This is a genomic window from Vibrio sp. 10N.247.311.13, from assembly GCF_041467595.1.
Classification (GTDB): domain Bacteria; phylum Pseudomonadota; class Gammaproteobacteria; order Enterobacterales; family Vibrionaceae; genus Vibrio; species Vibrio crassostreae_C.
On sequence record NZ_JBFSUX010000022.1, the window covers coordinates 1 to 25,687 of the forward strand.

Sequence of the window (25,687 nt, forward strand, 5' to 3'; positions counted from 1 at the left end):
TTTATCGCCCAAACTGGTTAAATTTTAACAGTGACATCTACCCTGCCAGATAGGGTTATAGTGTGGTTGATACTTCACGTTTTACCCATCGTTCAATTGCACCTTTTTTGGTGTCATGTAGTGCATTTATTGCAATGCTTTTCTACTCAGCTTATCTCAATGATGCAATACTGAGGGGAGTATGTATTGCTGCTCTCTCAATAGGTTTGACAGGGTTTCTAGTAACTTATAGAAATGTAAAATAGGGTCATACAGCTAACAGAGTATTTTAGGTTGATAAGAATCAACCCAACCAAAGAGGGCGCCAACAACGGCGCCCTTAGTGTTAGTTGGCAACACTGTAAGTGTCGTAGTCGCGCAGTAAGAAGAGTGCGACACAGGCTGCGAGCATTGGCCAAGAGGCGAAGAATAGAAGGTTATTGAACGGGTCCATGTATTTTCCAAAAGAGGCGAAGGTTGAACCTGCGTGTAGGATAAAAATGGCTCCGTAGGTGTACTTTTTCCACATGCCTACAACGAATGCGCCTAAAAATCCGAGCTGCGCGACACCCAGAGCCATCATCGCATTGTTCGAGATGTCGATGCCGTAAAAGCCAGACAGTACTTTTGTCGCGTGCTCAGGGACAAGGATCTTATCCAAGCCCCAGAATAAGAAGACGATAAAAATGCCGATTCTCAGCAGTAGTAGGCTAGTCGCCAGTTTGGTTTGAAGTGTCTTTTCCATGATATCCCTTGTGATGCATTCAATGATGCGATGATTTAAAGTTCATCAAAGGAGACCCATAGCCTTCGCGTTTTCTTTCGCAGTTTTTTAGTGCCTTATGTAACAAGGAATGTCTGGTTAACCTTTGCTTATATAATATGTCATTTTTTTGATGTGGTATCATTCACGCAGTTAACTGTTAATGGATATATAACGTGAAAAAATACCTACTATTATCGCTTTCGGTTTTAATTTTGGCTGGTTGTGGAGCCCCTCGTTACACTGGGAGCGCGATTCCAGAACCTACGACTGAAGTTGATGTTGTTATCGTTAAAGACGCTGAAACACGTGAAGGGTTTTTAAATACTATGGAAACGTGGCTGCAAGATAACGATTATACCTACACCGTCGTACCTGATAAGTCGAAGCACGATCTTGATAAGCTGACATTGGAGTATGAAGGCCATTGGAGCTGGGACTTAGCGTTGTTCTTAAAGCAAGCGGAGATCAATGCTTATCAGAACGGACAAAGAGTAGGTGAAGTAGAATTTAAAGTCCCATACACGGCTAACCCAAACAAATTTGGTAATGCAGCTAAGCGTATTGGTTTTATGATGGATACGGTATTTGGTAAGAAAACTGCTGAAGAAGCAACGAAAGCAGCTAATTCATCAGATTCAAAAGCGACGAACTAGTCTAATTAGTTTACTAACTTATACCTTTGTTCGCTTTCTATTTTTCTTTAAGCTCTGCTCGAATAGACGAATAGACGAATAGACGAATAGACGAATAGACGAATAGACGAATAGACGAAGCCGTCGCTTTAAAGCTGCGGCTTCGCATCTTTTCATATTAATTAAAACTCTTGTCTGAAGTAATTTTTGCTAAACCAGCAATCAACTTCCAAAGCGTGTAGATCGCGGCAACAAGAAGAACAACATAGCCAATAACAAAAACGGCTGTTAGAGCGCCAATGATAGTAAGCACAATCGAAACAAAGAATGTTTTGGTGATGTTGTCGTAGTGATCCGCAAAGACAGTCCCTTGAGCATCGGACTTTTTAACGATGCCCCAAATACCACCTGCAAGAAAACTAATACCAGTAAAGAAGCCTAATAGCATTAACGCATACGCGATGATGGCATGAGTTTTTGCATTTTTGTCCTTCTCTGAGAGCCCCGTATTAATTACTTCAGTATTTTCCATGTGATTGATTCCTAGGTTAATTTAATCACGCACATGATACGGTATTATCTTGTTGATGGTCACGAATTAGTTGCTTGTTGCATATGTTACATGCTGCGTTGTGATGTGTTTGGTATTGTGTAGAGTGTATGTCTCACTGGGTCTTTGTTGATAAAAAAGACATTAACGAAAAGATTGATTGGAACAAAAATCACGCTGATAGCATGCTAGCGATTACGAGTAGTCATAAAACCAACCAAAACACGCGTCGATAATTTAAGTCACAAATATGGTAAAAGCCTGCCTGGGTGTAAGAGTGGGGAAACGTACCGTAAGCTAAAGTGACGCGTTGTACTAAGCATTATTCTGAACTGTATCTTCAGCGCTTATCCCATCGAACCTGTTTAAAGCTGCTCACATTTTGGTGTTGAAAAGGATGATTCCTCAACGTTATCGGACTCAAAATGCTGCTGCCTGAGTAAGCTGACAGTCAGGTTTATCGGCATCGGTTTATAAAAATAGAAGCCTTGGATATAGTCGACGCCCAGTTTAGACAAGATGTTCACTTGGGATTCGTACTCAACCCCTTCGACGATCACTTGCATACCTAAGGTGCGGGACAACTGAAGCATGGACTCCAGCAAAGGGATACCAAGGCTTGATTCGTCTGATATGTTTTTCACAAACACGCGATCGATTTTGAGAATGCTGAACGGGAATTGTCTCACAAAGTCTAAGCCCGCATAGCCCGTACCAAAATCATCAATCGCAACTCTTACGCCCATATTCGATAGTTTGGTTAGGTTGCCTCTGATTTTGACCATGTCGGCATCAGAACATTCACCATCTTCGGTTACTTCAAAAACCACCTGTTTGAGAATCTCAGGGTGTCTTTTAAAGATGCTGATCACCTTGTTAGAAAAGTTACTGTTGGACACAACGTTGCGGCTGATGTTGACGCTGATGTACTTTGAGTCGAACACATCTTGATTGCTTTTCAACGTCATTAATACTTTGCGCAGCACGAAGTAGGTGAGCTCCTCAATTAAGCCTAAGCTTTCAGCAAGCGGAATGAAAATAGCCGGGGAGACGTTACCTTCAATTGGGTCGTTCCATCGTAATAGTGACTCACAGCCGACGATCTCATTGGTGTTTTGGTTAACGATAGGCTGCATGTGAACATGAAGGTGTTGGTTTTTTAGCGCACTTGAAAGCGAATATTCTAAGCTGCGTTGGCTCTGCTTTTTATGCTTGATGGAAAGGAGAATAATGGTGGTGATTCCGGCCATCAAAAAGCCAAACCATAAATAACTCAACATGAAGTGAAGATAAAACTGATACCCAATGTATGAGGTGATGGTCAATGGGTAGGTGTTTGATTGTATCCGCACCTTGGCGATTGATGAGTCAATATCGGTAGGGTGGATATCTCTTTTGATCACTTCAACTTTGGCCTGTATTCCATGGCTGCTCAGGTTTGTTTCAACAAGATCATAGATGAAGTGTGGCGGAATCATCAGGCTCACTCCGGCATCTTCTTTGTTCGAGAAAATGAGCATGATGGACTGAACTTGCGTGATGGCCGAGTTGGAATACGACAGGGTTGTTAAATTCGGGTCGTCATTGAGTCGCTGCCTGATGGTGCTGTATAGGCGAAATGAAACGTCACCATCGGTGGTTGAACAGTAAAATCGGTTCTGTTTATTGAATACCGCTGCTTCTTTTACCCAATCGGCTTCAAAAACGTTTTGTCGAAGCTGTCTAACGATCGCGTCGCAAGACTGTTCAGGTCTAACTTCAGATAAAAAACGGTCGAACCTTGATTGGATCCTTTCTAACCTAGTTTCGACTAACCTTGATGTGTCTTCGGTTAATGTTTGGTAGTGATACGGTGTAAAAGGAATGAGCATTGCCATGGAAAAAAAGAAAGAGATGGCAAAGTAAAATGAAGTCTTGGCAATGTTTTGGTACTTGATATCCATAGTTGGAGAAGCGTTACCGATTTATGTGAGCATTCGATTTAATTTATAAAGTTAGCGTTTAGGTAGCAATATAAATAATTAATAGTGTGAATGCAGGCACGAATTATTGATATAAATAATATATTTTCTAGTTTTACCAGCAAAATCTGAGCGTTATCTCGTTTATTTGAGTTGGCGAGGCGTCATTTTTGATGATTCATGCGGATAACAAATGCTTATATCCTGATAAATTTTATTGTTATTTGCTCTGGCTGAATGAGCTGAATGAGCTGAATGAGCTAAATATTGAGCCACGTTTAAATAAATAAAGTCACGACTCGATTCGTTTTGGTGGTGACAGCATAAAGGATGATTATGACAAAACTGATATCAGCACTCATAGCGGTGTGCTTCTCATTCTCTGCGTTGGCCGACGAAGGTGTTGTTGATTGCGAGAATGCGATGAATACCATCGAGATCAATCACTGTGCGGCAATTGAGTTGGAATCTGCACAAGCGGAACTGGATAAATACCTTGCAGCCAGCTTTGAGCACAATGCTTATGATGCTGATCTGGTGGCGTCAATTAAGAAGGCTCAGGAGAGTTGGCAGGCGTACATGACAGCACATTGTGACTCTGTTTACATCCAATGGCGTGATGGTTCTATTCGAGGGGTTATGGCGCTTTCCTGTAAGACAAGGTTAACCAAGCAGCGCACGCATGAGGTGTGGGCGAATTTCTTAACCTACATGGACAGCACGCCTCCGGTTTTACCAGAGCCTAAATTAGCGCCGTAGGCAGGTTTAAAATACGTACAGGACTGTGCACCTGCTTCAACCTTTGGCGGGCGAATAAGAAAGCGATAGGGGATTGGCCTACTCTGTCGTTCTTAGTTCTTAGTCTCCAGCTTGAAGCATTACAGCTTTAAGTATTACCTAGTAAGGAATCGATTTTGAATAATGTCAGTATCACGCTTATTCAGCTTGAAGTTGAATACAAAAACAAACAAAAGAATATAGATTCGGTCTCTGATCTTTTGCAAGCGGAGCCGTCAGTCGGTGATATTACTTTACTGCCTGAACTGTTCACGACTGGGTATATTTTTAACGAGGCTGAAGAAATTCACGAATTGGCTGAAGACTTCGCCGACAGCAGTACTATTGATTCATTAACTCAGCTTGCAGCGAAGCATCACACCTTGATTGTTGCTGGTATTGCCGAGAAAGATAGCGGCCAATATTACAACAGCGTCGTGGTTGTGGATGCTTCCGGTTTACGACACAAATATAGAAAAATCAGTCAAACCAAATTCGATAAGCAGTATTTCTCGAGAGGGGAGGAACGCCTCTCGTTTGAGCACAAAGGCTTAAAGTTTGGTGTCGCGATTTGCTTTGATATTTGGTTCCCGGAGATCATGAGAGGGTATCAGTCGGTCGACGTTATTCTTCACCCTGCCAACTTCGGTGGGCATCATAGTTTTGCCATTGCTCAAGCGAGAGCCTTGGAGGAAGGGTGTCACATGGTTACTTGTAATCGCGTCGGGCAAGATGTGGTTAATGCGTTTACCGCGACATACTGTGGTGGTAGCCGAGTCTACTCACCCAAAGGGGAGTTAATGACTCAGCTCAACGAAAGGCAATCGGTAGAAACCGTGAGTATTCAAGATCTCTCGATTGCGCCGCAATACAATGGCGTTGATGTTGAAGATGAGATGCAGCAAATCACCGCTCTCTTAAACCGCTAAACCCTTAGACCGTTAAATCGCTAGAACAGAGACTAGCGCGGTATAAGATCGAAAAACGCAAGGTGATTATGCCTTGCGTTTTAGCTTGGGAGCGAAGCGTCCTTAAGCTTGATCGTTCATTTGATTCAGATGCTCGACTGAATGGGCGTTTTTCATCCGCTGAGCTTGATGGATATTGACCATAAGGCGATTGAGCAGCTTTTGCAGTCGTTCAATATCCGGCAATTGTTGATTTTTGGCTTCGACTTCTAGTTCCAATGCCTGCTTAGAAAGCATGTTAAGGCCTAAGTTTAGTGACATGCCTTTAATGGAGTGCAGGGTGCGACAAAGTGGCTCTAATTCTTTATCTAAATAGTATTCGATGACACGATCAACCGACTGTTCGAACTCAATAATGGTTGAGTCGATGAGTAAGCTGAACCCTTCCGTGTCGTCTTTCAGTATGTGTATCACTTCTGAGTGGCTGATCTCTTCTTCCGTTAACCTCAGCGTTTCAATAGGCTTACGATGAAGCTCGACAATATTTTCATTCTCACTCGAACCTTCGGCTGCGGTTTGTTTCGGTAATCGACTTGAGAACTGTTGTAGGGCGTCGAAGAAACTCTCTTGCTGCAGAGGCTTGGTCAGAATATGGTCGACACCGGCTTGAATGAAGTTGTCATGCGCCTCACGGAATACATCGGCCGTATAAGCGAATATCAAGGTATCGAGTTTCAGCTTTTCGCGGATGTAATTTGTTGTCTCGACCCCGTTCATTTCAGGCATATGATTGTCCATCAAGATAAGGTCATATTGAGTGGTTTTGAGGCGTTCAATTGCTAGTTTTCCGTTCTCTGCATGATCGACATGATGGCCGAGCTTTTCACAAAAGCCCTGTGCAACAATGGCATTAATACGGTTATCTTCCACCAACAGGATACTTAACGAGTCATAACTGAGAGTTTCTGCATCGACTGTATGGGTTGCGATGTCTTTCGCTTTGCTTTCTTGCCATGTGATAGGCAGAGAGACTTGGAATTTTGTGCCAAGCCCAACAGCACTGGTTAATGTGATTTCTCCATTCATGAGGTTGACTAGGTTCTTGACGATTGCGAGGCCAAGCCCTGTTCCGCCAAACTTCCTTGTTGTGGAAGTGTCTGCTTGTTCGAACGAATTGAATACCTGTTCGTGCTTATCTTTCGGGATACCAACTCCGGTGTCTGTCACGGTCAGAATCAGTTGATTGTTGGGGCGATTGAGGTCAGCTTGAATGGACACATGACCCTCTTTGGTGAATTTGGTCGCATTGCCGCCCAAGTTGAACATGATTTGACGTAGCCTTGCACAGTCTCCGACGAGTTGGATGTTTTTCGGTATGTTATTTTCGATCAACAGGCGAATGCCTTTTTCATCGGCTAAGGGTTTTAGAGCGCTGCATACAGGCTGCATGACTTGAACAAAATTAAAGGGTGCCACATCTAGCTCAAGCTTGTTTTCTTCGACTTTTGAGAAGTCGAGAACGTCGTTGAGTATTGTCATCAAGTGGTGACCAGAATCGAGAATGATGTTGATGTTCTCTTTTGTTTCGGGTTCTTGGGTCTGGCTTGCAATGATTTGAGATATTCCAAGAACGCCGTTCATTGGCGTTCTGATCTCGTGGCTCATGGTAGACAGAAAATCGCCCTTAGCTTTTACTGCGGCTTCAGCTTTGGTTCGTTCAGCGATTAGCTCCTGATTTTTCGCTCGCATTTCATTGTCGTTTTTTACCAGGTTTGTTGCCATTGTTTGAAAGCTATGGCTGAGGTGAGCTACTTCGTCTTGAGCGTTAATGTTTGAGGAAAGTTTGAGGGTCGATGCCCCTTCTTTTAAATGGCCAGCAGCAACTTGGTTTGCGGCTGCGAGCAGTATGTCTATTCTTCGTTTAATACGGTTTGATGACCACGCCGCCACAAGCAATGAGATAAATGCTGAAAACAGGGTACCGACAACCAGTACGTAAGTGGTTTGGTTGGCCGAGTTAACGGACTTATCGACTCTGACTCTGATAAGTTGCTGTTCAATATCGATAAATTGAGCGATCTCTTTACGGATCTTATCGATCAGTTGTTTTCCGGTCTGTTGTTGAGTGAGGTAGACGACACTTTGCATTTTCGCTTCGCCTTTATTGACGAGGTTGCGTTGCATGATCTCTTTCTCGCCCGACTCCTTTAGCCATGTCTTATGAGTATCATCGATTCTTTTGAGGCGTTCAACTTGAGGGGGGTTGTCACTCACTTGAGTTGATAGGCTTTGCATTTTTTGACGCCAAACATCCAGTGCCAGATGATAGGGCTCTAAAAATACGGGATCGCCCGTGATTAGGTAGCCACGTTGTCCGGTTTCCATATCCACAATTAGGTTGAGCAGCTCTTGAGCTCGGGCTATGGCTTTGTGAGTGTGAACAACCCAATGGTTATCTTTCACAATAGATTGGGTGTTTTCATACACAGAGAAAGAGACGATGACCATCAAAGTGATAGGAATTAAAAAGCTGACTAATAGCTTTTTTTGTAGGGATATATTGTCAAACCAACCCGCGATCATACAACTACGCTCTCCATGCCGTTGTTATTTAATATTAGTGTAGATGAATTAGTCGTTAATTGCGTGAATAGTTGCTGAGTGCGCAAATGCATATTTTAGCATGTAAGTTTCGCATATTAACGGCATTTTAGGGGCGATTAAGCGGCGTTATTATGTTTCAAAGACAAAAAAGCTAGCTCAATAAGCTAGCTTTCAACGGTGTGATGAGTGTGGCGAGTATTAAAGCGCTTTTACGCTGCTTCGTTCAACAAGAGTAGGTTCAAGTTCAACGACTTGCGGATAAGCATCTGGAGTTTGTAATCTGCTCAAAAGCGTATCCACTGCGGTTTTACCTAAACGATGTTTTGGCTGGTGGACAGTGCTTAACGCGGGTGTCATGTACTTCGACAGGTGGATGTCATCGTAGCCAATGATAGACAGATCATTCGGAATCGATGTGCCATCTTGCGCCGCAGCGTGAATCACGCCCATCGCCATCATATCGTTACTGACGAACAAGGCAGACGGCATTTCGCCACGAGTTTTCAAAGTCTGATAAGAGTCAAAACCACCGTCACATTCAAAGTTGGATTCAACAATCCACTTAGGGTTGATCTCTAAATTGGCTTCTTCCATTGCTTGCTTGAAGCCTTGATAACGAGACGAAGCTTGATTACGGTGCAGTGGGCCAGTGATACAACCAATTTGAGAATGACCGTTATCTATCAAGTGCTTAGTTGCCATGTAGCCACCTTGGTGCGAGTTGTCTTGGATCTTATCGCTCGCAAACAACATAGGGCCCCAATCCATGACTACAACAGGCAGTTCTGGGTAGCGCTCGAATACATCGATATGTTCGCCTTCAAGGGTAGAACACATTAGCATCAGGCCATCGACTCGCTTTTGCAGCAAGGTATCGATAGAGGATTTCATGCGTTCGCTATCGCCTTCGGTGTTACACAAGATAAGGTTGTAGCCTTTTTCGTAGCAACGACGTTCCACACCTTTTACCACTTCGCCAAAGAATGGGTTGGTGGATGTGGTCACTAGCATTCCCAAGGTTTTGGTTTGCTTCATTTTCAAGCTGCGAGCCAATGCAGAAGGCGCATAGTTGAGTTCTTTAGCCGCACTGTTAACACGCTCAGCAATCTCTTCACTGACAAAGCGTGATTTGTTGATCACGTGGCTCACGGTAGAAGTCGAAACCTTTGCGAGCCGTGCGATGTCTTTCATTGTTGCCATAAAAAATCCTTGTGGGAATAACCTTCCACGTTGGGCGATATTCTGCCTGAAAACAGGGGCTTATTCTTGTTATTTGTTGTTACCGAATTTGAAGGCTAACATCCGTTAACCACGGTTTAGCTCAGAAGTTAGGCCTTCAAATAGGTATCAAACTAAGCAGACAGTTGCTCTGCCAAAAACGCATCGGTTTCAGCACGGCTTGGAATCGACGTTTGAGCACCAAAGCGTGTCACAGAGATAGCAGCTGCAGCATGAGCAAATTTAATCGCACGCTCAAGTGGCATATCTTCAAGCAAGCCTGTCACCAACGCGCCGTTAAAGGTGTCACCTGCGGCAGTTGTATCTGTTGCTTCAACACGGAAACCTGCGATTAATTCACCTTCGCTGGCTTCATTGCCTTGACCGCGATGACTCACCCACACGCCTTTCGCGCCTAGCGTGATCATTACCGTTTCTATGCCTTTAGCATGCAGAGCCAATGCAGCCTGATGAGCAGACGCGTTGTCCGTCACGGTAATGCCTGTCAGCACTTCTGCTTCAGTTTCGTTCGGTGTAATCACGTCAACACAAGCAAGCAGTGAATCCGATAATGGACGAGCAGGAGCCGGGTTTAGAATCACTTGCGTGCCACTCTCTTTTGCTACTTTCGCAGCGTATTCAATGCCTTCAATTGGCGTTTCAAGCTGAGTCAGCAAGTATTCAGCGCCGCGAATCTTCTCTAGATGCGGCTCGATTTGATCGCAAGTCAGCTTGTCGTTCGCTTCCGCAGAAAGACAGATGCTGTTTTCACCCGTTGCGGATACTTGGATCATCGCGATGCCAGTTGGCGTGTTGTCTGCCACGATAACACCGTCGATGTTGATGCCGTCTTTAGCGAAGTCTTGACGAATGTTGATGCCGAATGGGTCGTCACCGACACAGGCGATGAAGCCGATATCTGCGTTTAATCGCGCAGCAGCGACTGCTTGGTTTGCGCCTTTACCGCCAGGGATGACCTGATAGTTACCGCCAATCAAGGTTTCACCCGGACGAGGGAACGAAGGAACTTGCAGTACGTGGTCAGCGTTAACGCTACCTAAAACAATCAGTTGAGTCATGATACGAGCCTTATGATATATCGTATTTGAAAATGCATGGGTCTTTCTCATGGTGTTAAGTGCGCTCTCTTTTGTGAGCGGAATGAGAAACAGCGATGCACTGTCGGGGTTTGCTTTTGTTTGAGTCAGCGAGCCAATCAAAGCAGGGAGATAGGGAACTCCCTGCTTTATATCGCGTTACCTAGTAACGATTACTTAGCGATGATTTTTAGAGGTACTGGTACGTACTCGTCTACTGTTTCGCCTTTCAGTACTTTGTCTGCCATTTCGATACCTAGAGAACCGATTAGGTCAGGTTGTTGTGCAACTGTAGCGCCTAGTAGGCCGCGGTTAACAGCAGCGATGCCGTCGTCTGTGCCATCAAAGCCAACGATCATCACTTCTTTACCTGACGCTTGAACTGCGCGAAGTGCACCTAGTGCCATTTCATCGTTTTGAGCAAATACTGCTTGTACATCTGGGTTAGCAGCAAGCAAGTTTTCCATTACGTTCAGACCTTTAGTACGATCGAAATCAGCAGGTTGGCTTGCAAGAAGCTCAAGGTCGCTGCCGTTTACTGCATTCATGAAGCCTTCACCACGTTCACGAGCTGCAGAAGTACCAGCAATACCTTCAAGTTGGATTACTTTCGCTTTTTCGCCCACTTTTTCCATGATGAAGTGACCTGCCATTTCACCACCGATTACGTTATCAGAAGCGATGTGGCTTACTACGTCACCACGGCTTGCACCACGGTCTAGTGTTAGTACTGGGATGTTTGAACGGTTAGCCATGCGAATTGCGTTAGACACGGCGTCTGAATCTGTTGGGTTGATCAGGATTGCCTTAACACCACGAATGGTTAGATCTTCAATGTTCGACAGCTCTTTGCTTGGGTCGTTTTGAGAATCCAGAACGATAAGCTTGTAGCCTAGCTCTTCAGCTTTCGCTTCTGCGCCATCTTTCATGGTTACAAAGAATGGGTTGTTCAATGTAGACAGAACGATTGCCATTGTATCTTGCGCCTGTGCAGACACAGATACTGTTGTAGAAAGAAGAGCAGCAGAAATAAGAGTCGCTAATTTTTTCATGGTGTAAGTCCTTTGTGTAGGGGGAGCTAAGAGGTGAGTCCTAGCTCGTTGTTACATTATTTATAGATTCTAATATTTTAAGGTAAAACAAACTGTTACTTTTATTAAACTAGAGTGTTACTTGTATTAACCTAGAGTGTGAATAGGTTTTATTTGTTTTTGTTGTCGACCAATACTGCCAGAAGAATAACCACTGCTTTTGCAATCATCTGGTAGTAAGAAGATACGTCTAGTAGGTTTAGGGCGTTGTTTAGGAAGCCGATAATCAGAGCACCAATCAATGTGCCCATGATACGGCCACGACCGCCAGCTAAGCTTGTCCCGCCAAGAACTACGGCTGCGATAGCGTCTAGCTCATAACCCATACCTGCGGTTGGTTGAGCAGATGACAAACGCGATGCCACGATGATGCCTGCCACTGCAGCTAGCAGACCACAGATTGCGTAAACACCGATTTTTACTTTGTCTACGTCGATGCCTGATAGGCGAGTTGCTGATTCGTTGCCACCCAGTGCGTAAACGTAGCGACCAAAGCGTGTGTGGTTAAGTAGGTACCATACTGCTGCGAATACCACGACCATGATCCATACTGGAACCGGTACACCCATTGCGTAGCCAGTACCGAACCAAGCGAATGCGTCTGCTGTGTCTGTGAAGCCTGTTGAAATAGGACGACCATCTGTGTAAACCATGGTTACGCCGCGAAGTAGTGTCATGGTGACAAGCGTTGCGATGAAGGCTTGAACCTTACCCTTAGCGATAATCACACCACTAATCGCACCTAATGCTGCACCTGCTACAAGAGCGGTTGGTACTGCGATCATCACAGGGATTTCCATGCCAATCATGCTGGCTGCGAACGCACCACAAAGCGCCAGTACAGAACCAACACTCAAGTCGATACCCGCGGTTAAGATAACCAGCGTCATACCTACAGCGATAATTGCGTTAACCGAGGTTTGGCGCAGAATGTTTAGGATGTTGTCGACAGTAAAGAAGTTCGGGTTTAAGAAAGAAACGACAACAATCAGGAAGAGCAAAGCAATCAATGACTTTTGATCAATCAGCCACTCTTTGCTGATTAACGGTTTTTTCTTTGGAGCTTCAGTTGTTTTGCTCATGGTTTTAGTACTCATGCTGCGTCCTCGTTGATCTTTTTACCGACCGCACACGCCAGTAATAATTCTTGGTTTGCTTCTTTAGCATCAAATTCACCGCTTACACGGCCTTCATGCATCACCATGATGCGGTCACTCATTCCTAACACTTCTGGCATTTCAGATGAGACTAAAATGATGCTCATGCCGTCGGCTTTAAATTTATTAATGAGTTGGTAAATCTCTTTCTTAGCACCGACATCGACACCGCGCGTTGGCTCGTCGAGAATCAGTACTTTTGGTTTGGTCATCAAGCCCTTAGCGATAGCCACTTTCTGTTGGTTACCACCAGAAAGGTTGCCAATAATCTGTTCGCGCGTCGGGGTTTTGATGTTGAATAGCTTGATGAAGTCATCTACTGCAATCACTTCGTCTTTATGTTGGATTTGACCGCTCTTTGTCAGTAGGTCAAGTGAACATAACGACATGTTTTCTTTAACAGAAAGCCCTAGAACTAAGCCATCGCCTTTACGGTCTTCAGAGATGTAAGCAATGCCATTGGCCAAGCCGTCTTTCGGGCTTACAGGGTTGATGGTTTTATTTTCTAGGTTGATGACGCCGCGTTCACTTGGAAGGGCACCGAAAATCACTTTCATCAGTTCAGTTCGGCCAGCACCCATTAGGCCAGATACACCCAGGATTTCACCGCGTTTTAGCGTAAAGCTCACATCGTGAACACCAGAACCCGTCAGGCCAATCACTTCAAGACAAGTTTCACCATGGCTCTGGCCGATACGTGGATATTGTTCGTCTAACTTACGACCAACCATCATTTCGATTAGGCCATCTTCGTCGGTGTCTTTTACTTCACACTGACCAATGAACTTACCGTCACGCAGCACGGTGATGTCATCACAAATCTCGAAGATCTCTTTCAAACGGTGAGAGATGTAAACAATGCCACAGCCTTCATCGCGCAATTCGTTAATCACCTTAAACAGAGATTCAGTTTCGGTATCGGTTAGCGCATCGGTTGGTTCATCCATGATGATGACTTTAGATTCAAACGATAGGGCTTTCGCGATCTCTACCATTTGCTGCTCACCAAGGCTCAACTGGCCTAAAGGTGTTTTCGAGCTGTGTTTCACGTTAAGGCGTTTAAGTAGCTTGTCTGCTTCTTGGTACATCTCGTTCCACAAGATACGACCCATGGTGCCCGTGATTTCACGACCTAAGAAGATGTTCTCGGCGATGGTCAATTCAGGGATTAGATTCAGCTCTTGGTGAATGATGCTAATGCCTGCTTGTTGAGAATCACGTGGCCCTTTAAATGCAGCAGGTTTTCCTTGGTAGGCGATAGTGCCGCCGTCCAAGTGATAAATACCTGTCAGCACTTTCATGAGCGTTGATTTACCTGCACCGTTTTCACCCATTAACGCCATTACGCGTCCTGGATAAACGTTGAGGCTTGCCTTATCCAGTGCTTTAACACCAGGGAAGGCTTTCTCAATTGAGCTAAGTTCTAAAATGGCTTGAGTCATGTCGGTTCCTTTACTCGGGGCCAGTTGTATTTGATTATTCTGTCTATGTATTGTTTTGGTTCAGTGATAACACTGAGCTGTCGTTGCGTTTTGCTTGAGCTAAAAGGTTACGCCAGTTTGGAAAATAACATTTGCGTATGGTGTGCATTCACCAGTGCGAATCACCGCGCGGCTTTCATGCGTTCGCTGCTTGAATTCTTCATGAGTGATGTAAGTAATCGAAAGCGATTTGCCACAACGTGCTTCTTCTGTCTTGATTAAATCAATCAGTGCTGCGTGGTGTTCTGGGCTTACTTTCGCAAACTCTTCTGCAATCACAACGCCTTCGATTTGAGATTCATCCAGCATGGTTTTTACCGTTTGCTGAAAGCTTGGGACACCGTGAGTCAAAGCAAGATCAATACGAGTTACGTGGTCTGGAATTGGTAAGCCCGCGTCACAAATCGTGATTTCATCTGTGTGGCCAAGAGTCGCCACTAGGTAAGAGAGTTCAGAGTTTATTAGAGTACTTTTTTTCATATCACGACCTATCGAAAAATAACGCTTGATGGGTTGAGAACAACTCAAGAAAAGCCATCGAAACGTTTCGATAGTGATAATAGTGTCTGATTTATCATTTGCACGTTTGATTGTTTTAGAGTGTGATAATGATCATCGAAACGTTTCGATGGGGCGTTTTTTGGTGATCTTAGTCGCCGCCATTGATTGCATAAATCCTTTTACGTGGGTTCAATCGATAGCGCATATCCGAACTTACTAATGGTAATGATCTGGACGTTGGATGCTCTTAATCGCGCGAACACATTGCGTAGGTTATAGACTACGTTTGCAAGAACATGTGGTGACGAGAGTTGTCCGTCCCAACACACATCAACAATATGCTCTCTTGAAATCGGTCTTCCCACATTTTCCAATAACAAGCAGAGCACTGCTAATAGGCGAGGGCGCAAAGTGATTTTGTTTCCTTGCTGGTTGGTAATCGTTCGAGCGTCGATATCAATGATTAAGCCGTTGAAGTCTATTGTGTGGTTCATCGTGTTTTCTGTTCGTCTTATTCTAAATTGTGGAGATTGAGCAAATTGGCCTGCTGTTGGAGCGGGTAATTATTTAAGTGTGCTAATGGTCGAAGTGGGCGGGTTAACTGACACGATCAGTGAGCCTATTACTTTTAAAGCCGAAGACAATACTTACCGATTAATTGCTGGTTACAAATTTAACCGCATTGTTTCGGTTGAAGCTCAATACACAGATTTTGGTGATATCGCCCTGAAAACGAAATCTGGTAATAAGGTTTTCACTTGGACACCTCAAATCTTTTCGGTAACGGCGAACCTCGGTTACACGTTTGATAATGGCATTCGTCCATTTGGCACTATCGGTCTGTCGACTATTGATCTAGACATGAAGCTTGCTGATGGCTCTCGCCCTTCAGGAGATGGTTTTGATGATTCGGGAGATGGCATCCGTATGGGTGTTGGTGTTGGATATACGCCACCTACAATGTCTTCGTTGAGCTTTCGCTTAGCGTACGAAGCCGATGCTTTTGATATCGAAGATTACGAAAACGGACACAAGACAGAAGATACTGTTGTTCTGGATTCTTTCTACTTAGGCGCAATGTACACATTCTAAGTTTCATACTTTGCTAAACGGTAAATCGGTTTCTAAATGGGGCGTCGGTTAGCTCAACCCGTTTAGCTAAAGTGGAAGGCCGCAGTTTTTGACTGCGGATTTTTTATGTTTAACTCTAGGCTTCACGAATATGAGCGGTAACAGACACGATGGCATGGTCGGTACTGAATTGGTCGTGTTCAAAGCTTGGATTGGTGAGGTGATGGTCTAACACTGTGTAGCTAGAGATCTCCATCAAACTAGACGAGTTCTGACAATCAAACTCGTTCGACATCAAAATGTAGTCCAGTACAGACCCAGATGCGCCGTAGTAATGGGTTGGCTTACGCTGTTCAAGCAAATCTTCTTCATGTAGCTGATGGTAAAGATCCCAGCTGTCTTTTAATCGAAAGTGGGATAGCCAATGCTTGCTGTTTTCGTCTCGGTTGATTGAGTAACTCAACAGCCCTTTAAACTCATCATTAAATAGAGGCTTATTAAAATCACCCATCAACACAACAGGTTGATCGGTTTGGTAGCGCTGGTTGGTGATGTATTGATGCAGCATCTGAGCTTCTAGGCCGCGTTGGGCACTGGATAGCCAAGAGCCAAGCCGTTCTTGGTGAAAACGAGTGAGCGTGTCACTTTGTGGTTTTGCACCTTGCTGAGCGTTGTTCGTATCGACAGATTCTGCTTTTGGTTCTGTCGGACGTTGTGATTTGAAGTGCACCACATAACAGTCGGTTGAACCTAAATGGGGTAACGTAATCGTCGCGTGAACAGGTGTTCTGTTGAATGAGAATTTGTCGCCAAGGTTGAATGCTGTCAGTAACGTCGAATCTGGCGTAACAGGCTGAACGTTTTCAATAGGGTAACGGGAAGCAATACCAACGACAGGTGAGGTGTATAGGTAATCATCTTCAACGTGTGCGCTATCGACCACTGCAAAGTATGGATAACCTAGGTCGTTCATCAATTGCTCTAAAGACTGCGGGCTAAATATCTCTTGGAAGCCAATCACATCGCAATCTAATGAACGAATCGCTTCAGCCATCCAATGTTGCTTCTTCTGCCATTCTTCGAAGCTGTAGATGTTCTCAAAATCATAATAAGCATTCGGTGGCTCGAGATAGTTCAGAAGGTTGAACGTTGCGAATGTTATTTGGTTTGGTTTGTTCAAAGTGTCATTCCATTTAGACCTAGGCAGCAAGGATACTCCAGTAAAAGTATAGTTTGTTGATTATTTAGAACCTAAACTTCAATTTAGAAGCGAATCAAAGGAAATCTAAGCTGTGGAGGCTTGTGTCATTCAGGCTAAGCAATCAAAGCTCACTGCATCCAATAACTTTGAGTGGTGACGAGTAATTTGTAAATAAACCGTCAGAGATAGAGTGCTGATGGTTTTATTAGTTATTACATGATGTTAGATTTGAACCTATACTTGATTTAACGGCATGCATTCAAAGCCGATAAATCAACTTGAATATAGAATTCATGACATTTGAAGGGAGAGTCAAATGGGAACAGTTTTTCGACGCAAAGCCTCGCAACGCACTCAGTTTTTCAGGTTTAATTTGAAGTCATGTGCAATCATGTTGCCGCTTATTGCTTTACAACCCTCCGTTACTTACGCTTCTGAAACCCAATCAACTCCTGCTGTCACCGTTATTGAAACCACACAACTGGTTGGTTTTGGTGAAGCAAAATATCCAGCCGATTTCACTCACTTCGATTACGTTAATCCTGATGCGCCAAAGCAGGGCAAAGTGACCTATGGCAGCATAGGTACGTACGATAGCTTTAATCGATTCGGTTCCCGCGGCGTTGCTGCAAGTTATACCGGAGAGATTTACGATACCTTGATGTTTTCTCCGAGTGACGAGATTGATGCGTACTATCCATTGATCGCTTCAAAGGTTCGCTACTCCAGTGATTTCACTTGGATGGAAATCGACATCAACCCAAATGCTAAATTCCAAGATGGCGAGCCTATCACTGCGCATGATGTTGCCTTTACTTTTGACAAGTTCTCAACCGAGGGCGTGCCTCAGTATCGTGTGTATTACAAAGAGATTAAGTCAGTAAAAGCGGTCTCTGATTTGGTTGTTCGTATTGAAATGAACAGTCCAAACCGCGAAAAACTGTTTAGCTTCGCGCAAAGCACTCGTGTATTGCCGAAACATTTCTGGAAAGACAGAAAGCTGTCTGAGCCTCTAAGTGAGCCACCAGTCGGTAGTGGTCCTTATAAGATCATCAGCTACAAATCAGGCCAAAGTGTTACCTATGGTCTAGATGAAAACTACTGGGCAGCAGACCTACCAGTTAACGTTGGCCGCAATAACTTCAAGCAGGTGCAATACGATTACTACCGTGACGACACGGTAATGTTGGAAGCGTTCAAAGCAGGGGAGTTCGATCTTCGAACCGAGAATTCGGCTAAGTTCTGGGCTAACTCTTATACGGGCGCGAACTTCGATAAAGGCTACATCATTAAAGAAGAGATCAACCACGAGAAGCCTGAAACGACTCAAGGTTTCGTCTTCAACATTCAATCACCTGTGTTCTCGGATCCTAAAGTGCGTGAAGCGTTAACCTATGCGATGGACTTTGAGTGGATGAACAAGAACATGTTCTATGGTCAGTACAAGCGTACTCGTAGCTACTTCCAAAATACCGACTACGAAGCGAAAGGCTTACCAAGCGAAGCTGAAGTCGAGTTGTTGTCTCAATACAAAGATCAGATTCCACCGCGAGTTTTCACCGAAGAATTCCAACCACCCGTCACCGATGGTAGCGGTCGTATTCGTAGCCAAATGCGTACCGCTTTCAAATTGTTGAAAGAAGCGGGTTGGGTGCTGAAAGACAAAGTCATGACCAACGAAAAGACTGGCAAGCCGATGTCATTTGAGTTGTTGATTTACAGCCCAACCACGGAACGTATCGCAACGCCGGTTCAAAAGAACCTTAAGCGCATGGGTATTGAGATGAAGATCCGTACCATCGATACCACTCAATACATCAAGCGCTTGCGTGATCGTGATTTCGACATGGTTTCGTCGTCATTTTCCGCAAACCCTTATCCTAGCCCGAACTTAATGATCGTTTGGAACTCTAACTACATTGATTCTACTTACAATACTGCAGGTGTTATCGATCCAGTGGTTGACGCGTTAACAGAAGAAATTGCGCGTAACCAACAGCACCCTGAAAAGCTTCTTACACTAGGTCGTTCACTAGACCGAGTATTGCAGTGGAATTTCTACAACATCCCGCAATGGCACGTTGGCGAGTATCGCGTAGCAATGTGGGACAAGTTTGAGCGTCCAGATGTATTGCCTAAATACGATTTAGGTATCGATACATGGTGGATTTCAGAAGAGAAGGCGGCTTTGCTTCCTGAAAAACGTCGCTAGGAGTTAGTTAGCATGGCCGCGTATATATTTCGACGTTTATTGTTGGTGATCCCCACGCTGTGGGCGATCATCACCATCAACTTTTTCATCATCCAGATAGCGCCTGGAGGCCCGGTAGAGCAAGCTGTTGCTCAATTAGAAGGGCATAACTCTGGCATTATGGAGCGTTTTTCTGGTGGTGGACAAGAAGTTGATTTAAGTGAAAGTGATCAAGCGTCTGCCAGTGGCTATAAAGGCTCACGCGGGCTTGATCCTGAAGTGGTTGAAGAGATCAAAAAGCAGTTTGGTTTTGATAAGCCGATTCACGTTCGCTACTTTGATATGTTGAAAAACTACGCGACCTTTAACTTTGGTGAAAGCCTGTTTAAGGGCGGAAACGTGATTGATTTGATCATTGAGCGTTTACCTGTCTCCATTTCCTTAGGGTTGTGGAGTACGTTAATCATCTATGTGATTTCGATACCCTTAGGCATTATGAAGGCGATACATCACGGCTCTCGCTTTGATATTTGGTCGAGCGCGGTGGTGATTGTCGGCTACGCGGTGCCGGGCTTCTTGTTTGCGATTATCCTGATTATTTTGTTCGCGAGTGGTAACTACTTCAGTTGGTTCCCATTGCGAGGGCTTGTGTCGAGTAACTTCGACCAGCTCAACTGGTATCAGCAAATTGGCGACTACTTCTGGCACTTGGCGTTGCCCATTTTCGCCATGGTTATCGGTGGATTCGCCACGCTCAGCATGCTGACCAAAAACTCCTTCCTTGATGAAATCAATAAGCAATATGTAGTGACTGCGAGAGCGAAAGGCTTGGACGAGAGCAGTATTCTTTATAAGCACGTTTTCCGTAACGCCATGCTGATCATTATTGCGGGTTTCCCAAGCGCATTTATTAGTATTTTCTTCACGGGTTCTATGTTGATTGAAGTGATGTTTTCACTCGAAGGAATTGGTCTGCTTGGCTTTGAATCAACCATTCAACGTGACTATCCCGTGGTGTTCAGCTCTCTCTATATCATGACCTTGCTTGGCTTGGTGCTGAGCATTATCTCCGACCTGACGTATACCTGGGTTGATCCTCGAATTGATTTTGAAGCGCGTTAATGGCGAACGAATAACAAGGTATTGATAATAAATGTTTAACAACCCTTTAGCTGAAGCTCGTTGGTTACGTTTTAAAGCAAACAAGCGTGGTTTTATCTCCCTTTGGATATTTACCATCTTGTTTGGTTTGAGCCTGTTCGCTGAGATCATTGCCAATGATAAACCACTCTTGGTTTCTTATGATAATCAGTGGTTTGTGCCTGTTATCAATGAATATGCCGAGACGGAGTTTGGTGGTGAGTTTGAAACCGAGGCCGACTACAAAGACCCGTATGTTATCGAGCTCATTGAAGACAACGGTTACATCGTGTGGCCAATCATTCCGTTTAGCTACGACACAATAAACTTCGATATTTCAGGTGCGGTGCCATCGGAGCCCGATTCGGTGAACTGGTTAGGGACTGATGATAAGGGGCGAGATGTATTAGCTCGTATCATTTATGGCTTCCGTATTTCCGTTCTATTTGGTTTTATTCTGACCATTGTATCGAGCGTGATTGGTGTCGTGGTTGGCGCAACACAAGGCTACTACGGTGGCTGGGTTGATCTATTCGGACAACGCTTCATTGAAGTCTGGTCTGGTATGCCGACCCTGTTCTTGCTGATTATTTTGTCGAGTTTTATTGAGCCGAATTTCTGGTGGTTGCTCGGCATTATGGTGCTGTTTAGTTGGATGAGTTTAGTCGGCATCGTGCGAGCGGAATTTTTACGCTGCCGAAACTTCGATTATGTGCGAGCCGCGCAAGCCATGGGTGTTGATGACAAACGTATTATGCTTCGTCACATGTTACCTAACGCGATGGTTGCATCGTTAACCATGATGCCGTTTATTCTTTCAGGCTCGGTGACCACACTGACTTCGTTAGACTTCTTGGGCTTTGGTCTTCCTGCGGGTTCGCCTTCGTTAGGCGAGTTGTTGGCGCAAGGTAAAGCTAACTTACAAGCGCCTTGGCTTGGCATTTCTGCCTTCGTCGTGCTTTCACTGATGCTTACGTTACTGGTCTTCGTTGGTGAAGCGGTGCGTGATGCTTTTGACCCGCATCAACAGAAGTAAGGATAGTTTATGACTTCAAATACAACGCCTGCTTCTCCGGTTTTGACCATAGATAAACTGTCTGTCGGTTTCGGGCGAAAAAACTCGATAGAGCAAGTGACACAAGATGTCTCTTTAGAAATATACAAAGGTGAGACATTAGCGCTGGTGGGTGAGAGTGGTTCCGGAAAATCGGTCACGGCTAACTCGATTTTAAAGCTGTTACCAAAAGGCTCGTCTCATTACTTAAACGGTAAGATCAATTTCTCTGGCACCGATATTCTGAGTTGTTCTGAAAGACAGCTACGTGGGATTCGTGGTGGTCGTATTGGAATGATCTTTCAAGAGCCTATGGTTTCCCTAAATCCGCTTCATCGAATTGGAAAACAGCTTGTTGAAACCTTAGCAATTCATCGTGGTATGCGAACCAACAAAGCACAAGCCTTGGCGATAGAGTGGCTTTCAAAGGTTGGCATTCGCTATCCTGAGCAAAAGATTTCAGCCTATCCGCACGAGCTATCTGGTGGAGAACGCCAGCGCGTGATGATCGCGATGGCACTGATCAATGAACCAGAGCTGCTTATTGCTGATGAGCCGACAACGGCTTTGGATGTATCGGTGCAAGCGCAGATCCTCGACCTTCTAAAAGACCTGCAGCAAGAGCTGGGTATGGCAATGCTTTTCATTACTCATGACTTGAGTATCGTTCGTAAGATTGCCGACAGAGTAGCAGTAATGAAAGATGGTCGCTTGGTCGAAAGTAACGACTGTCATACCCTGTTTAACGCGCCTGCTCACCCTTACACTCAAAAACTTATTAACTCTGATCCGAAAGGTTTGCCCGTTCCTGTGTCACCCGAAAGCAAACCGCTACTCGATGTAAATCAACTTCGTGTTTGGTTCCCGATCACGGGCGGTTTATTCAAGCGCACCATTTCTCATGTTAAAGCTGTGACCGACATGGAGTTCACTTTGAAGAAAGGGCATTCAATCGGTTTGGTTGGCGAAAGTGGTTCTGGTAAATCGACGACCGGTATGGCGATACTTAAGCTGGTAGATAGTGAAGGGTCAATCACCTACTCGAGTGAACAGCTTCAAGGTTTAGATCGAAAACAGATGCTTCCGTTTAGAAGCCGTATGCAAGTAGTCTTTCAAGACCCGTTTTCTGCGCTAAACCCGAGAATGTCGGTCGCTCAGGTGATTGGCGAAGGTTTGTTAGTGCATCAACAATTGGATGAGCACGAACTCGACCAACGCATCTGTGACGTAATGAAAGAGGTTGACCTCGATCCTGAAACGCGTCACCGTTACCCAAATGAGTTTTCTGGCGGTCAAAGGCAGCGTATTGCGATTGCTCGTGCTTTGATTTTAAAGCCAGAGTTTATCCTGCTCGATGAACCAACATCGTCATTGGACAGAACCGTTCAAGCTCAAGTATTGGATTTGCTGAAGTCACTTCAAGAAAAGTATGGCCTGACCTATTTGTTTATCAGTCATGATCTGAATGTCGTGAAATCCTTGTGTCATTACACCATCGTCATGAAAGCTGGCGAGGTAATAGAGAAGGGCGACACTGAGACTTTGTTTGGTAATCCGCAGCATGAATATACTAAGCAGTTGGTGAGTCTTTCGAATGTTGGTGGTGTTTTATAACGCAGAGGGTTTGTTTAAAACAAATGGGCTCTGGTTGAATTCAACATGGTCATTTCGTTGTTTTAAGATTACACTGCGCCCAATATTTCAGAAGTACATATTTAGGTAGAGGTCACCATGGACCAAGAACATTACGAAGACGCTGATTACGAAGGCCAAGAGCTGGGCGAAGAAGGCGAAGAGATTGAAATTGAAGCAATTGGTATTGATGTTTCATCACAGCCAATCGAGCTCTACAAAGTGTTTAAAATTGCTAACCTAGTGAGTGGTGGCGGTGAAGCTAAGCACATCATCTCTGAAGGCTACGTAGCGGTAAATGGTGAGCTAGAAACCCGTAAGCGTCGTAAAATGTACGATGGCGACTTCTTTGAATTCAACCAAGAATACTATGTAGTGGTGTGTGATCAGCCAGTACAAGAAGAATCAGAAAAGCCGAAAAAGAAAGAAACGCCTAAAAAAGAGAACAAGGCGAAGAAAGGTCAGTCTAAAAAGGATTCTAAGAAGAAGGAATCTAAGAAAAGCAAAGCAGAAATGCTAAGCGCAAAGGCTGAACCAAAGAAAGAGAAAAAAGAGAAGAAACCGAAAAAGAAAGCGGATACGCCAAAGCCAACACGTGATGTCAAAAGCGGCCGTAATTCGATTGAGTTCTTTTAAACTACAGTTCTAAACGACTGCTCTAAACTGCTTTTCTAAAACGAATCTTTTAAAACTATTTGTTTGAACATCAAGCAACGTTAGACCTAGGTTTTACGTTACGCAGATATCAAAAGGCTCACTAGTTAGTGAGCCTTTTTTGTATTTGTTTGCTAGTACAGCTAACGGCCAATAACGCTTATTCTCAGTGTCTTGTGTGAGAAGAAGTTAGCTCTGATGCACGTAACTGAGCAACGGCTTTCGCTAGTTCTAGCTGAGCTTGTGCAAAGTTAATGTCTATGTTGCCCTTGTTGATGTTCTCTAGAGCGGCATATTTCGCTTCTTCTGCGCGAGCGCGGTCAATGTCTTTACCATGCAAGGCCGTGTCGGCTAATAACGTAACCACATCCGGCTGAACTTCCAGCATCCCACCAGAGACATACAGCACTTGGCCTTCTGATTTAGGGTCTGTAACAAACACGGTTACGCCCGGTTTGATCTTACTGAGAAGCGGGGAGTGACCGGGGCGGATCCCCAGTTCACCGTCAGCGCCAGAAACGGCTAGGGCATACGCTGGACCTGAAAACAGCGTACCTTCCGCACTTACAATATTAAGTTGAAATGTATTATCTGTAATTCCGATAGCCATGGTGCACCTGCCTCTTAGAGTGATTTTGCTTTGTTAAGCACTTCGTCGATAGAGCCACAGTACAAGAACGCTTGCTCTGGGATATCGTCATATTCACCGCTCAATAGACCTTTAAAGCCTCTTAGTGTTTCGCTTAGCGGTACAAAGACACCTTTCTGACCGGTAAACACTTCGGCTACGTGGTAAGGCTGCGTTAAGAAACGTTCAATCTTACGAGCGCGAGATACGGTCTGTTTGTCTTCAGTAGACAGCTCATCCATACCAAGAATCGCGATGATGTCTTTTAGCTCTTTGTAGCGTTGCAGCGTTGTTTGTACTTTTTGTGCAATGTCGTAGTGCTCTTGGCCTACGATCAGCGGATCTAACTGACGTGACGTTGAATCTAACGGGTCAATCGCAGGGTATAGACCCAGTGCCGCGATGTTACGAGACAGTACAACGGTCGCATCTAAGTGAGCAAAGGTTGTTGCTGGCGATGGGTCAGTCAAGTCATCCGCAGGTACGTATACTGCTTGGATAGAGGTGATAGAGCCTTGTTTTGTTGACGTGATACGCTCTTGAAGTACGCCCATCTCTTCAGCCAGTGTTGGTTGGTAACCTACTGCTGAAGGCATACGACCTAGCAGAGCTGATACTTCTGTTCCCGCAAGCGTGTAACGGTAAATGTTATCAATGAACAACAGTACGTCACGACCTTCATCACGGAAGCGCTCAGCCATAGTTAGGCCTGTAAGTGCTACACGTAGACGGTTTCCCGGTGGCTCGTTCATTTGACCGTAAACCATGGCTACTTTGTCTAGTACACCTGCTTCTTTCATCTCGTAGTAGAAGTCGTTACCTTCACGAGTACGTTCACCTACACCGGTAAACACAGAAAGACCTGAGTGGGCTTTGGCGATGTTGTTGATAAGCTCCATCATGTTGACGGTTTTACCTACACCAGCACCACCGAACAGACCAATTTTACCACCCTTAGCGAATGGACAGATAAGGTCGATAACCTTAACGCCTGTTTCTAGAAGCTCAGTGCTGTTTGCTTGTTCTTCATAAGAAGGGGCTTCACGGTGAATCTCGTAGTTTTCTTTCTGACCGATTTCACCACACTCATCGATAGGTTGACCAAGCACGTTCATGATACGGCCTAGCGTTTCTTCGCCGACAGGAACCGTGATTGGAGAGCCTGTGTTTTCAACCGTTAGGCCACGACGTAAGCCATCTGACGTACCCATTGCAATACAACGAACGATATTGCTACCCAGTTGTTGTTGTACTTCCAATACTAACGAGCTTGCTTCGTCGCTAGTCACTTTCAATGCATCATAAACGCGTGGGCTGTTGCCGCCGCTGAACTCGACGTCAACCACCGCGCCGATTACTTTAACTATTTTTCCAACACTCATTCTTAAATCCTC

The 25,687-nt window shown here is 44.7% G+C and carries 23 protein-coding genes; 9 read left to right on the forward strand and 14 right to left on the reverse strand.

Annotated features, from left to right (window positions below):
• Positions 1-325: 325 nt before the first annotated feature.
• A complete protein-coding gene (locus tag AB6E52_RS11400; RefSeq protein ID WP_102320987.1) occupies positions 326-724 on the reverse strand; it encodes a hypothetical protein in 399 nt (132 codons plus the stop codon).
• A gap of 194 nt (positions 725-918) precedes the next feature.
• On the opposite strand from AB6E52_RS11400, the gene AB6E52_RS11405 reads away from it, so the two are divergent.
• Positions 919-1,398: an Sbal_3080 family lipoprotein gene (locus AB6E52_RS11405; RefSeq protein ID WP_017068825.1), complete on the forward strand. Its 480-nt coding sequence runs from the start codon at positions 919-921 to the stop codon at positions 1,396-1,398.
• 157 nt (positions 1,399-1,555) lie between these two features.
• Here the strand turns inward: AB6E52_RS11405 and AB6E52_RS11410 are convergent, their stop codons facing one another.
• Together AB6E52_RS11410 and AB6E52_RS11415 are read right to left on the reverse strand one after the other, a co-directional pair.
• On the reverse strand, positions 1,556-1,909 hold the full coding sequence (locus AB6E52_RS11410) for a membrane protein (protein ID WP_017068500.1): 354 nt from the start codon (positions 1,907-1,909) through the stop codon (positions 1,556-1,558).
• A 383-nt stretch (positions 1,910-2,292) separates the two neighbouring features.
• A complete protein-coding gene (locus AB6E52_RS11415; RefSeq protein WP_102320986.1) occupies positions 2,293-3,870 on the reverse strand; it encodes an EAL domain-containing protein in 1,578 nt (525 codons plus the stop codon).
• Positions 3,871-4,224: 354 nt separating this feature from the next.
• On the opposite strand from AB6E52_RS11415, the gene AB6E52_RS11420 reads away from it, so the two are divergent.
• Positions 4,225-4,647 carry a lysozyme inhibitor LprI family protein gene (locus AB6E52_RS11420; RefSeq protein WP_102320985.1) on the forward strand — a complete coding sequence of 141 codons (423 nt, stop codon included), beginning with the start codon at positions 4,225-4,227 and terminating at the stop codon, positions 4,645-4,647.
• A gap of 155 nt (positions 4,648-4,802) precedes the next feature.
• Positions 4,803-5,594 (forward strand): carbon-nitrogen hydrolase family protein, encoded by a 792-nt coding sequence (locus AB6E52_RS11425; protein WP_102320984.1) that lies wholly within the window; start codon positions 4,803-4,805, stop codon positions 5,592-5,594.
• Between the two features lie 102 nt (positions 5,595-5,696).
• Here the strand turns inward: AB6E52_RS11425 and AB6E52_RS11430 are convergent, their stop codons facing one another.
• The 8 genes from AB6E52_RS11430 to AB6E52_RS11465 form a co-directional block, all read right to left on the reverse strand.
• Positions 5,697-8,156, reverse strand: coding sequence for a CHASE3 domain-containing protein (locus AB6E52_RS11430; RefSeq protein ID WP_102320983.1), 2,460 nt, complete (start codon positions 8,154-8,156; stop codon positions 5,697-5,699).
• A gap of 219 nt (positions 8,157-8,375) precedes the next feature.
• Positions 8,376-9,377 (reverse strand): substrate-binding domain-containing protein, encoded by a 1,002-nt coding sequence (locus AB6E52_RS11435; protein ID WP_017071159.1) that lies wholly within the window; start codon positions 9,375-9,377, stop codon positions 8,376-8,378.
• Between the two features lie 152 nt (positions 9,378-9,529).
• Positions 9,530-10,474 carry a ribokinase gene (gene rbsK, locus AB6E52_RS11440; RefSeq protein ID WP_017060857.1) on the reverse strand — a complete coding sequence of 315 codons (945 nt, stop codon included), beginning with the start codon at positions 10,472-10,474 and terminating at the stop codon, positions 9,530-9,532.
• 191 nt (positions 10,475-10,665) lie between these two features.
• The gene (rbsB, locus tag AB6E52_RS11445; RefSeq protein WP_017060856.1) at positions 10,666-11,544 is read right to left on the reverse strand and encodes a ribose ABC transporter substrate-binding protein RbsB; all 879 of its coding nucleotides are present in this window, start codon (positions 11,542-11,544) and stop codon (positions 10,666-10,668) included.
• Positions 11,545-11,693: 149 nt separating this feature from the next.
• A complete protein-coding gene (gene rbsC / locus AB6E52_RS11450) occupies positions 11,694-12,680 on the reverse strand; it encodes a ribose ABC transporter permease (protein ID WP_017060855.1) in 987 nt (328 codons plus the stop codon).
• Positions 12,677-14,182, reverse strand: coding sequence for a ribose ABC transporter ATP-binding protein RbsA (gene rbsA, locus AB6E52_RS11455; protein ID WP_102320982.1), 1,506 nt, complete (start codon positions 14,180-14,182; stop codon positions 12,677-12,679). The genes rbsC and rbsA overlap by 4 nt, the downstream gene beginning before the upstream one ends.
• Before the next feature lie 99 nt (positions 14,183-14,281).
• Positions 14,282-14,701 carry a D-ribose pyranase gene (gene rbsD, locus AB6E52_RS11460; RefSeq protein WP_102320981.1) on the reverse strand — a complete coding sequence of 140 codons (420 nt, stop codon included), beginning with the start codon at positions 14,699-14,701 and terminating at the stop codon, positions 14,282-14,284.
• A 200-nt stretch (positions 14,702-14,901) separates the two neighbouring features.
• Complete coding sequence (locus tag AB6E52_RS11465) at positions 14,902-15,216, reverse strand: winged helix-turn-helix domain-containing protein (RefSeq protein ID WP_017060852.1); 315 nt, start codon at positions 15,214-15,216, stop codon at positions 14,902-14,904.
• 85 nt (positions 15,217-15,301) lie between these two features.
• On the opposite strand from AB6E52_RS11465, the gene AB6E52_RS11470 reads away from it, so the two are divergent.
• Positions 15,302-15,814, forward strand: a complete 513-nt coding sequence (locus AB6E52_RS11470) for an outer membrane beta-barrel protein (protein WP_240698121.1) — start codon at positions 15,302-15,304, stop codon at positions 15,812-15,814.
• 115 nt (positions 15,815-15,929) lie between these two features.
• Here AB6E52_RS11470 and AB6E52_RS11475 read toward each other — a convergent pair whose 3' ends face one another.
• Entirely contained in the window at positions 15,930-16,973 is a 1,044-nt protein-coding gene (locus AB6E52_RS11475) for an endonuclease/exonuclease/phosphatase family protein (RefSeq protein ID WP_102320980.1), read from the reverse strand.
• Positions 16,974-17,310: 337 nt separating this feature from the next.
• Between AB6E52_RS11475 and AB6E52_RS11480 the strand changes: the two genes are divergently transcribed.
• The 5 genes from AB6E52_RS11480 to AB6E52_RS11500 all read left to right on the forward strand — a co-directional run bounded on the left by AB6E52_RS11480 (position 17,311) and on the right by AB6E52_RS11500 (position 23,647).
• Positions 17,311-19,206, forward strand: coding sequence for an extracellular solute-binding protein (locus tag AB6E52_RS11480; protein WP_017068488.1), 1,896 nt, complete (start codon positions 17,311-17,313; stop codon positions 19,204-19,206).
• A gap of 12 nt (positions 19,207-19,218) precedes the next feature.
• Positions 19,219-20,307: a microcin C ABC transporter permease YejB gene (locus tag AB6E52_RS11485; protein ID WP_004730359.1), complete on the forward strand. Its 1,089-nt coding sequence runs from the start codon at positions 19,219-19,221 to the stop codon at positions 20,305-20,307.
• Between the two features lie 31 nt (positions 20,308-20,338).
• Positions 20,339-21,361: an ABC transporter permease gene (locus AB6E52_RS11490; RefSeq protein WP_017060847.1), complete on the forward strand. Its 1,023-nt coding sequence runs from the start codon at positions 20,339-20,341 to the stop codon at positions 21,359-21,361.
• A gap of 9 nt (positions 21,362-21,370) precedes the next feature.
• Complete coding sequence (yejF, locus tag AB6E52_RS11495) at positions 21,371-22,993, forward strand: microcin C ABC transporter ATP-binding protein YejF (protein WP_102320979.1); 1,623 nt, start codon at positions 21,371-21,373, stop codon at positions 22,991-22,993.
• A gap of 117 nt (positions 22,994-23,110) precedes the next feature.
• Positions 23,111-23,647: an RNA-binding S4 domain-containing protein gene (locus tag AB6E52_RS11500; RefSeq protein WP_102320978.1), complete on the forward strand. Its 537-nt coding sequence runs from the start codon at positions 23,111-23,113 to the stop codon at positions 23,645-23,647.
• Between the two features lie 184 nt (positions 23,648-23,831).
• Here AB6E52_RS11500 and AB6E52_RS11505 read toward each other — a convergent pair whose 3' ends face one another.
• Both AB6E52_RS11505 and atpD read right to left on the reverse strand, forming a co-directional pair.
• On the reverse strand, positions 23,832-24,275 hold the full coding sequence (locus AB6E52_RS11505) for a F0F1 ATP synthase subunit epsilon (RefSeq protein WP_017060844.1): 444 nt from the start codon (positions 24,273-24,275) through the stop codon (positions 23,832-23,834).
• A gap of 14 nt (positions 24,276-24,289) precedes the next feature.
• Positions 24,290-25,675, reverse strand: a complete 1,386-nt coding sequence (atpD, locus tag AB6E52_RS11510) for a F0F1 ATP synthase subunit beta (RefSeq protein ID WP_017060843.1) — start codon at positions 25,673-25,675, stop codon at positions 24,290-24,292.
• Between the last annotated feature and the right edge of the window lie 12 nt (positions 25,676-25,687).

Excerpts from the sequence above, each read along its gene's own strand:
- AB6E52_RS11400 (WP_102320987.1), bottom strand. The coding sequence starts at position 724 with ATGGAAAAGACACTTCAAACCAAACTGGCGACTAGCCTACTACTGCTG.
- AB6E52_RS11410 (WP_017068500.1), bottom strand. The coding sequence starts at position 1,909 with ATGGAAAATACTGAAGTAATTAATACGGGGCTCTCAGAGAAGGACAAA.
- AB6E52_RS11415 (WP_102320986.1), bottom strand. The coding sequence starts at position 3,870 with ATGGATATCAAGTACCAAAACATTGCCAAGACTTCATTTTACTTTGCC.
- AB6E52_RS11420 (WP_102320985.1), top strand. The coding sequence starts at position 4,225 with ATGACAAAACTGATATCAGCACTCATAGCGGTGTGCTTCTCATTCTCT.
- AB6E52_RS11430 (WP_102320983.1), bottom strand. The coding sequence starts at position 8,156 with ATGATCGCGGGTTGGTTTGACAATATATCCCTACAAAAAAAGCTATTA.
- AB6E52_RS11435 (WP_017071159.1), bottom strand. The coding sequence starts at position 9,377 with ATGGCAACAATGAAAGACATCGCACGGCTCGCAAAGGTTTCGACTTCT.
- rbsK (WP_017060857.1), bottom strand. The coding sequence starts at position 10,474 with ATGACTCAACTGATTGTTTTAGGTAGCGTTAACGCTGACCACGTACTG.
- rbsB (WP_017060856.1), bottom strand. The coding sequence starts at position 11,544 with ATGAAAAAATTAGCGACTCTTATTTCTGCTGCTCTTCTTTCTACAACA.
- rbsC (WP_017060855.1), bottom strand. The coding sequence starts at position 12,680 with ATGAGTACTAAAACCATGAGCAAAACAACTGAAGCTCCAAAGAAAAAA.
- rbsA (WP_102320982.1), bottom strand. The coding sequence starts at position 14,182 with ATGACTCAAGCCATTTTAGAACTTAGCTCAATTGAGAAAGCCTTCCCT.
- rbsD (WP_102320981.1), bottom strand. The coding sequence starts at position 14,701 with ATGAAAAAAAGTACTCTAATAAACTCTGAACTCTCTTACCTAGTGGCG.
- AB6E52_RS11465 (WP_017060852.1), bottom strand. The coding sequence starts at position 15,216 with ATGAACCACACAATAGACTTCAACGGCTTAATCATTGATATCGACGCT.
- AB6E52_RS11470 (WP_240698121.1), top strand. The coding sequence starts at position 15,302 with ATGGTCGAAGTGGGCGGGTTAACTGACACGATCAGTGAGCCTATTACT.
- AB6E52_RS11480 (WP_017068488.1), top strand. The coding sequence starts at position 17,311 with ATGGGAACAGTTTTTCGACGCAAAGCCTCGCAACGCACTCAGTTTTTC.
- AB6E52_RS11485 (WP_004730359.1), top strand. The coding sequence starts at position 19,219 with ATGGCCGCGTATATATTTCGACGTTTATTGTTGGTGATCCCCACGCTG.
- AB6E52_RS11490 (WP_017060847.1), top strand. The coding sequence starts at position 20,339 with ATGTTTAACAACCCTTTAGCTGAAGCTCGTTGGTTACGTTTTAAAGCA.
- yejF (WP_102320979.1), top strand. The coding sequence starts at position 21,371 with ATGACTTCAAATACAACGCCTGCTTCTCCGGTTTTGACCATAGATAAA.
- AB6E52_RS11500 (WP_102320978.1), top strand. The coding sequence starts at position 23,111 with ATGGACCAAGAACATTACGAAGACGCTGATTACGAAGGCCAAGAGCTG.
- AB6E52_RS11505 (WP_017060844.1), bottom strand. The coding sequence starts at position 24,275 with ATGGCTATCGGAATTACAGATAATACATTTCAACTTAATATTGTAAGT.
- atpD (WP_017060843.1), bottom strand. The coding sequence starts at position 25,675 with ATGAGTGTTGGAAAAATAGTTAAAGTAATCGGCGCGGTGGTTGACGTC.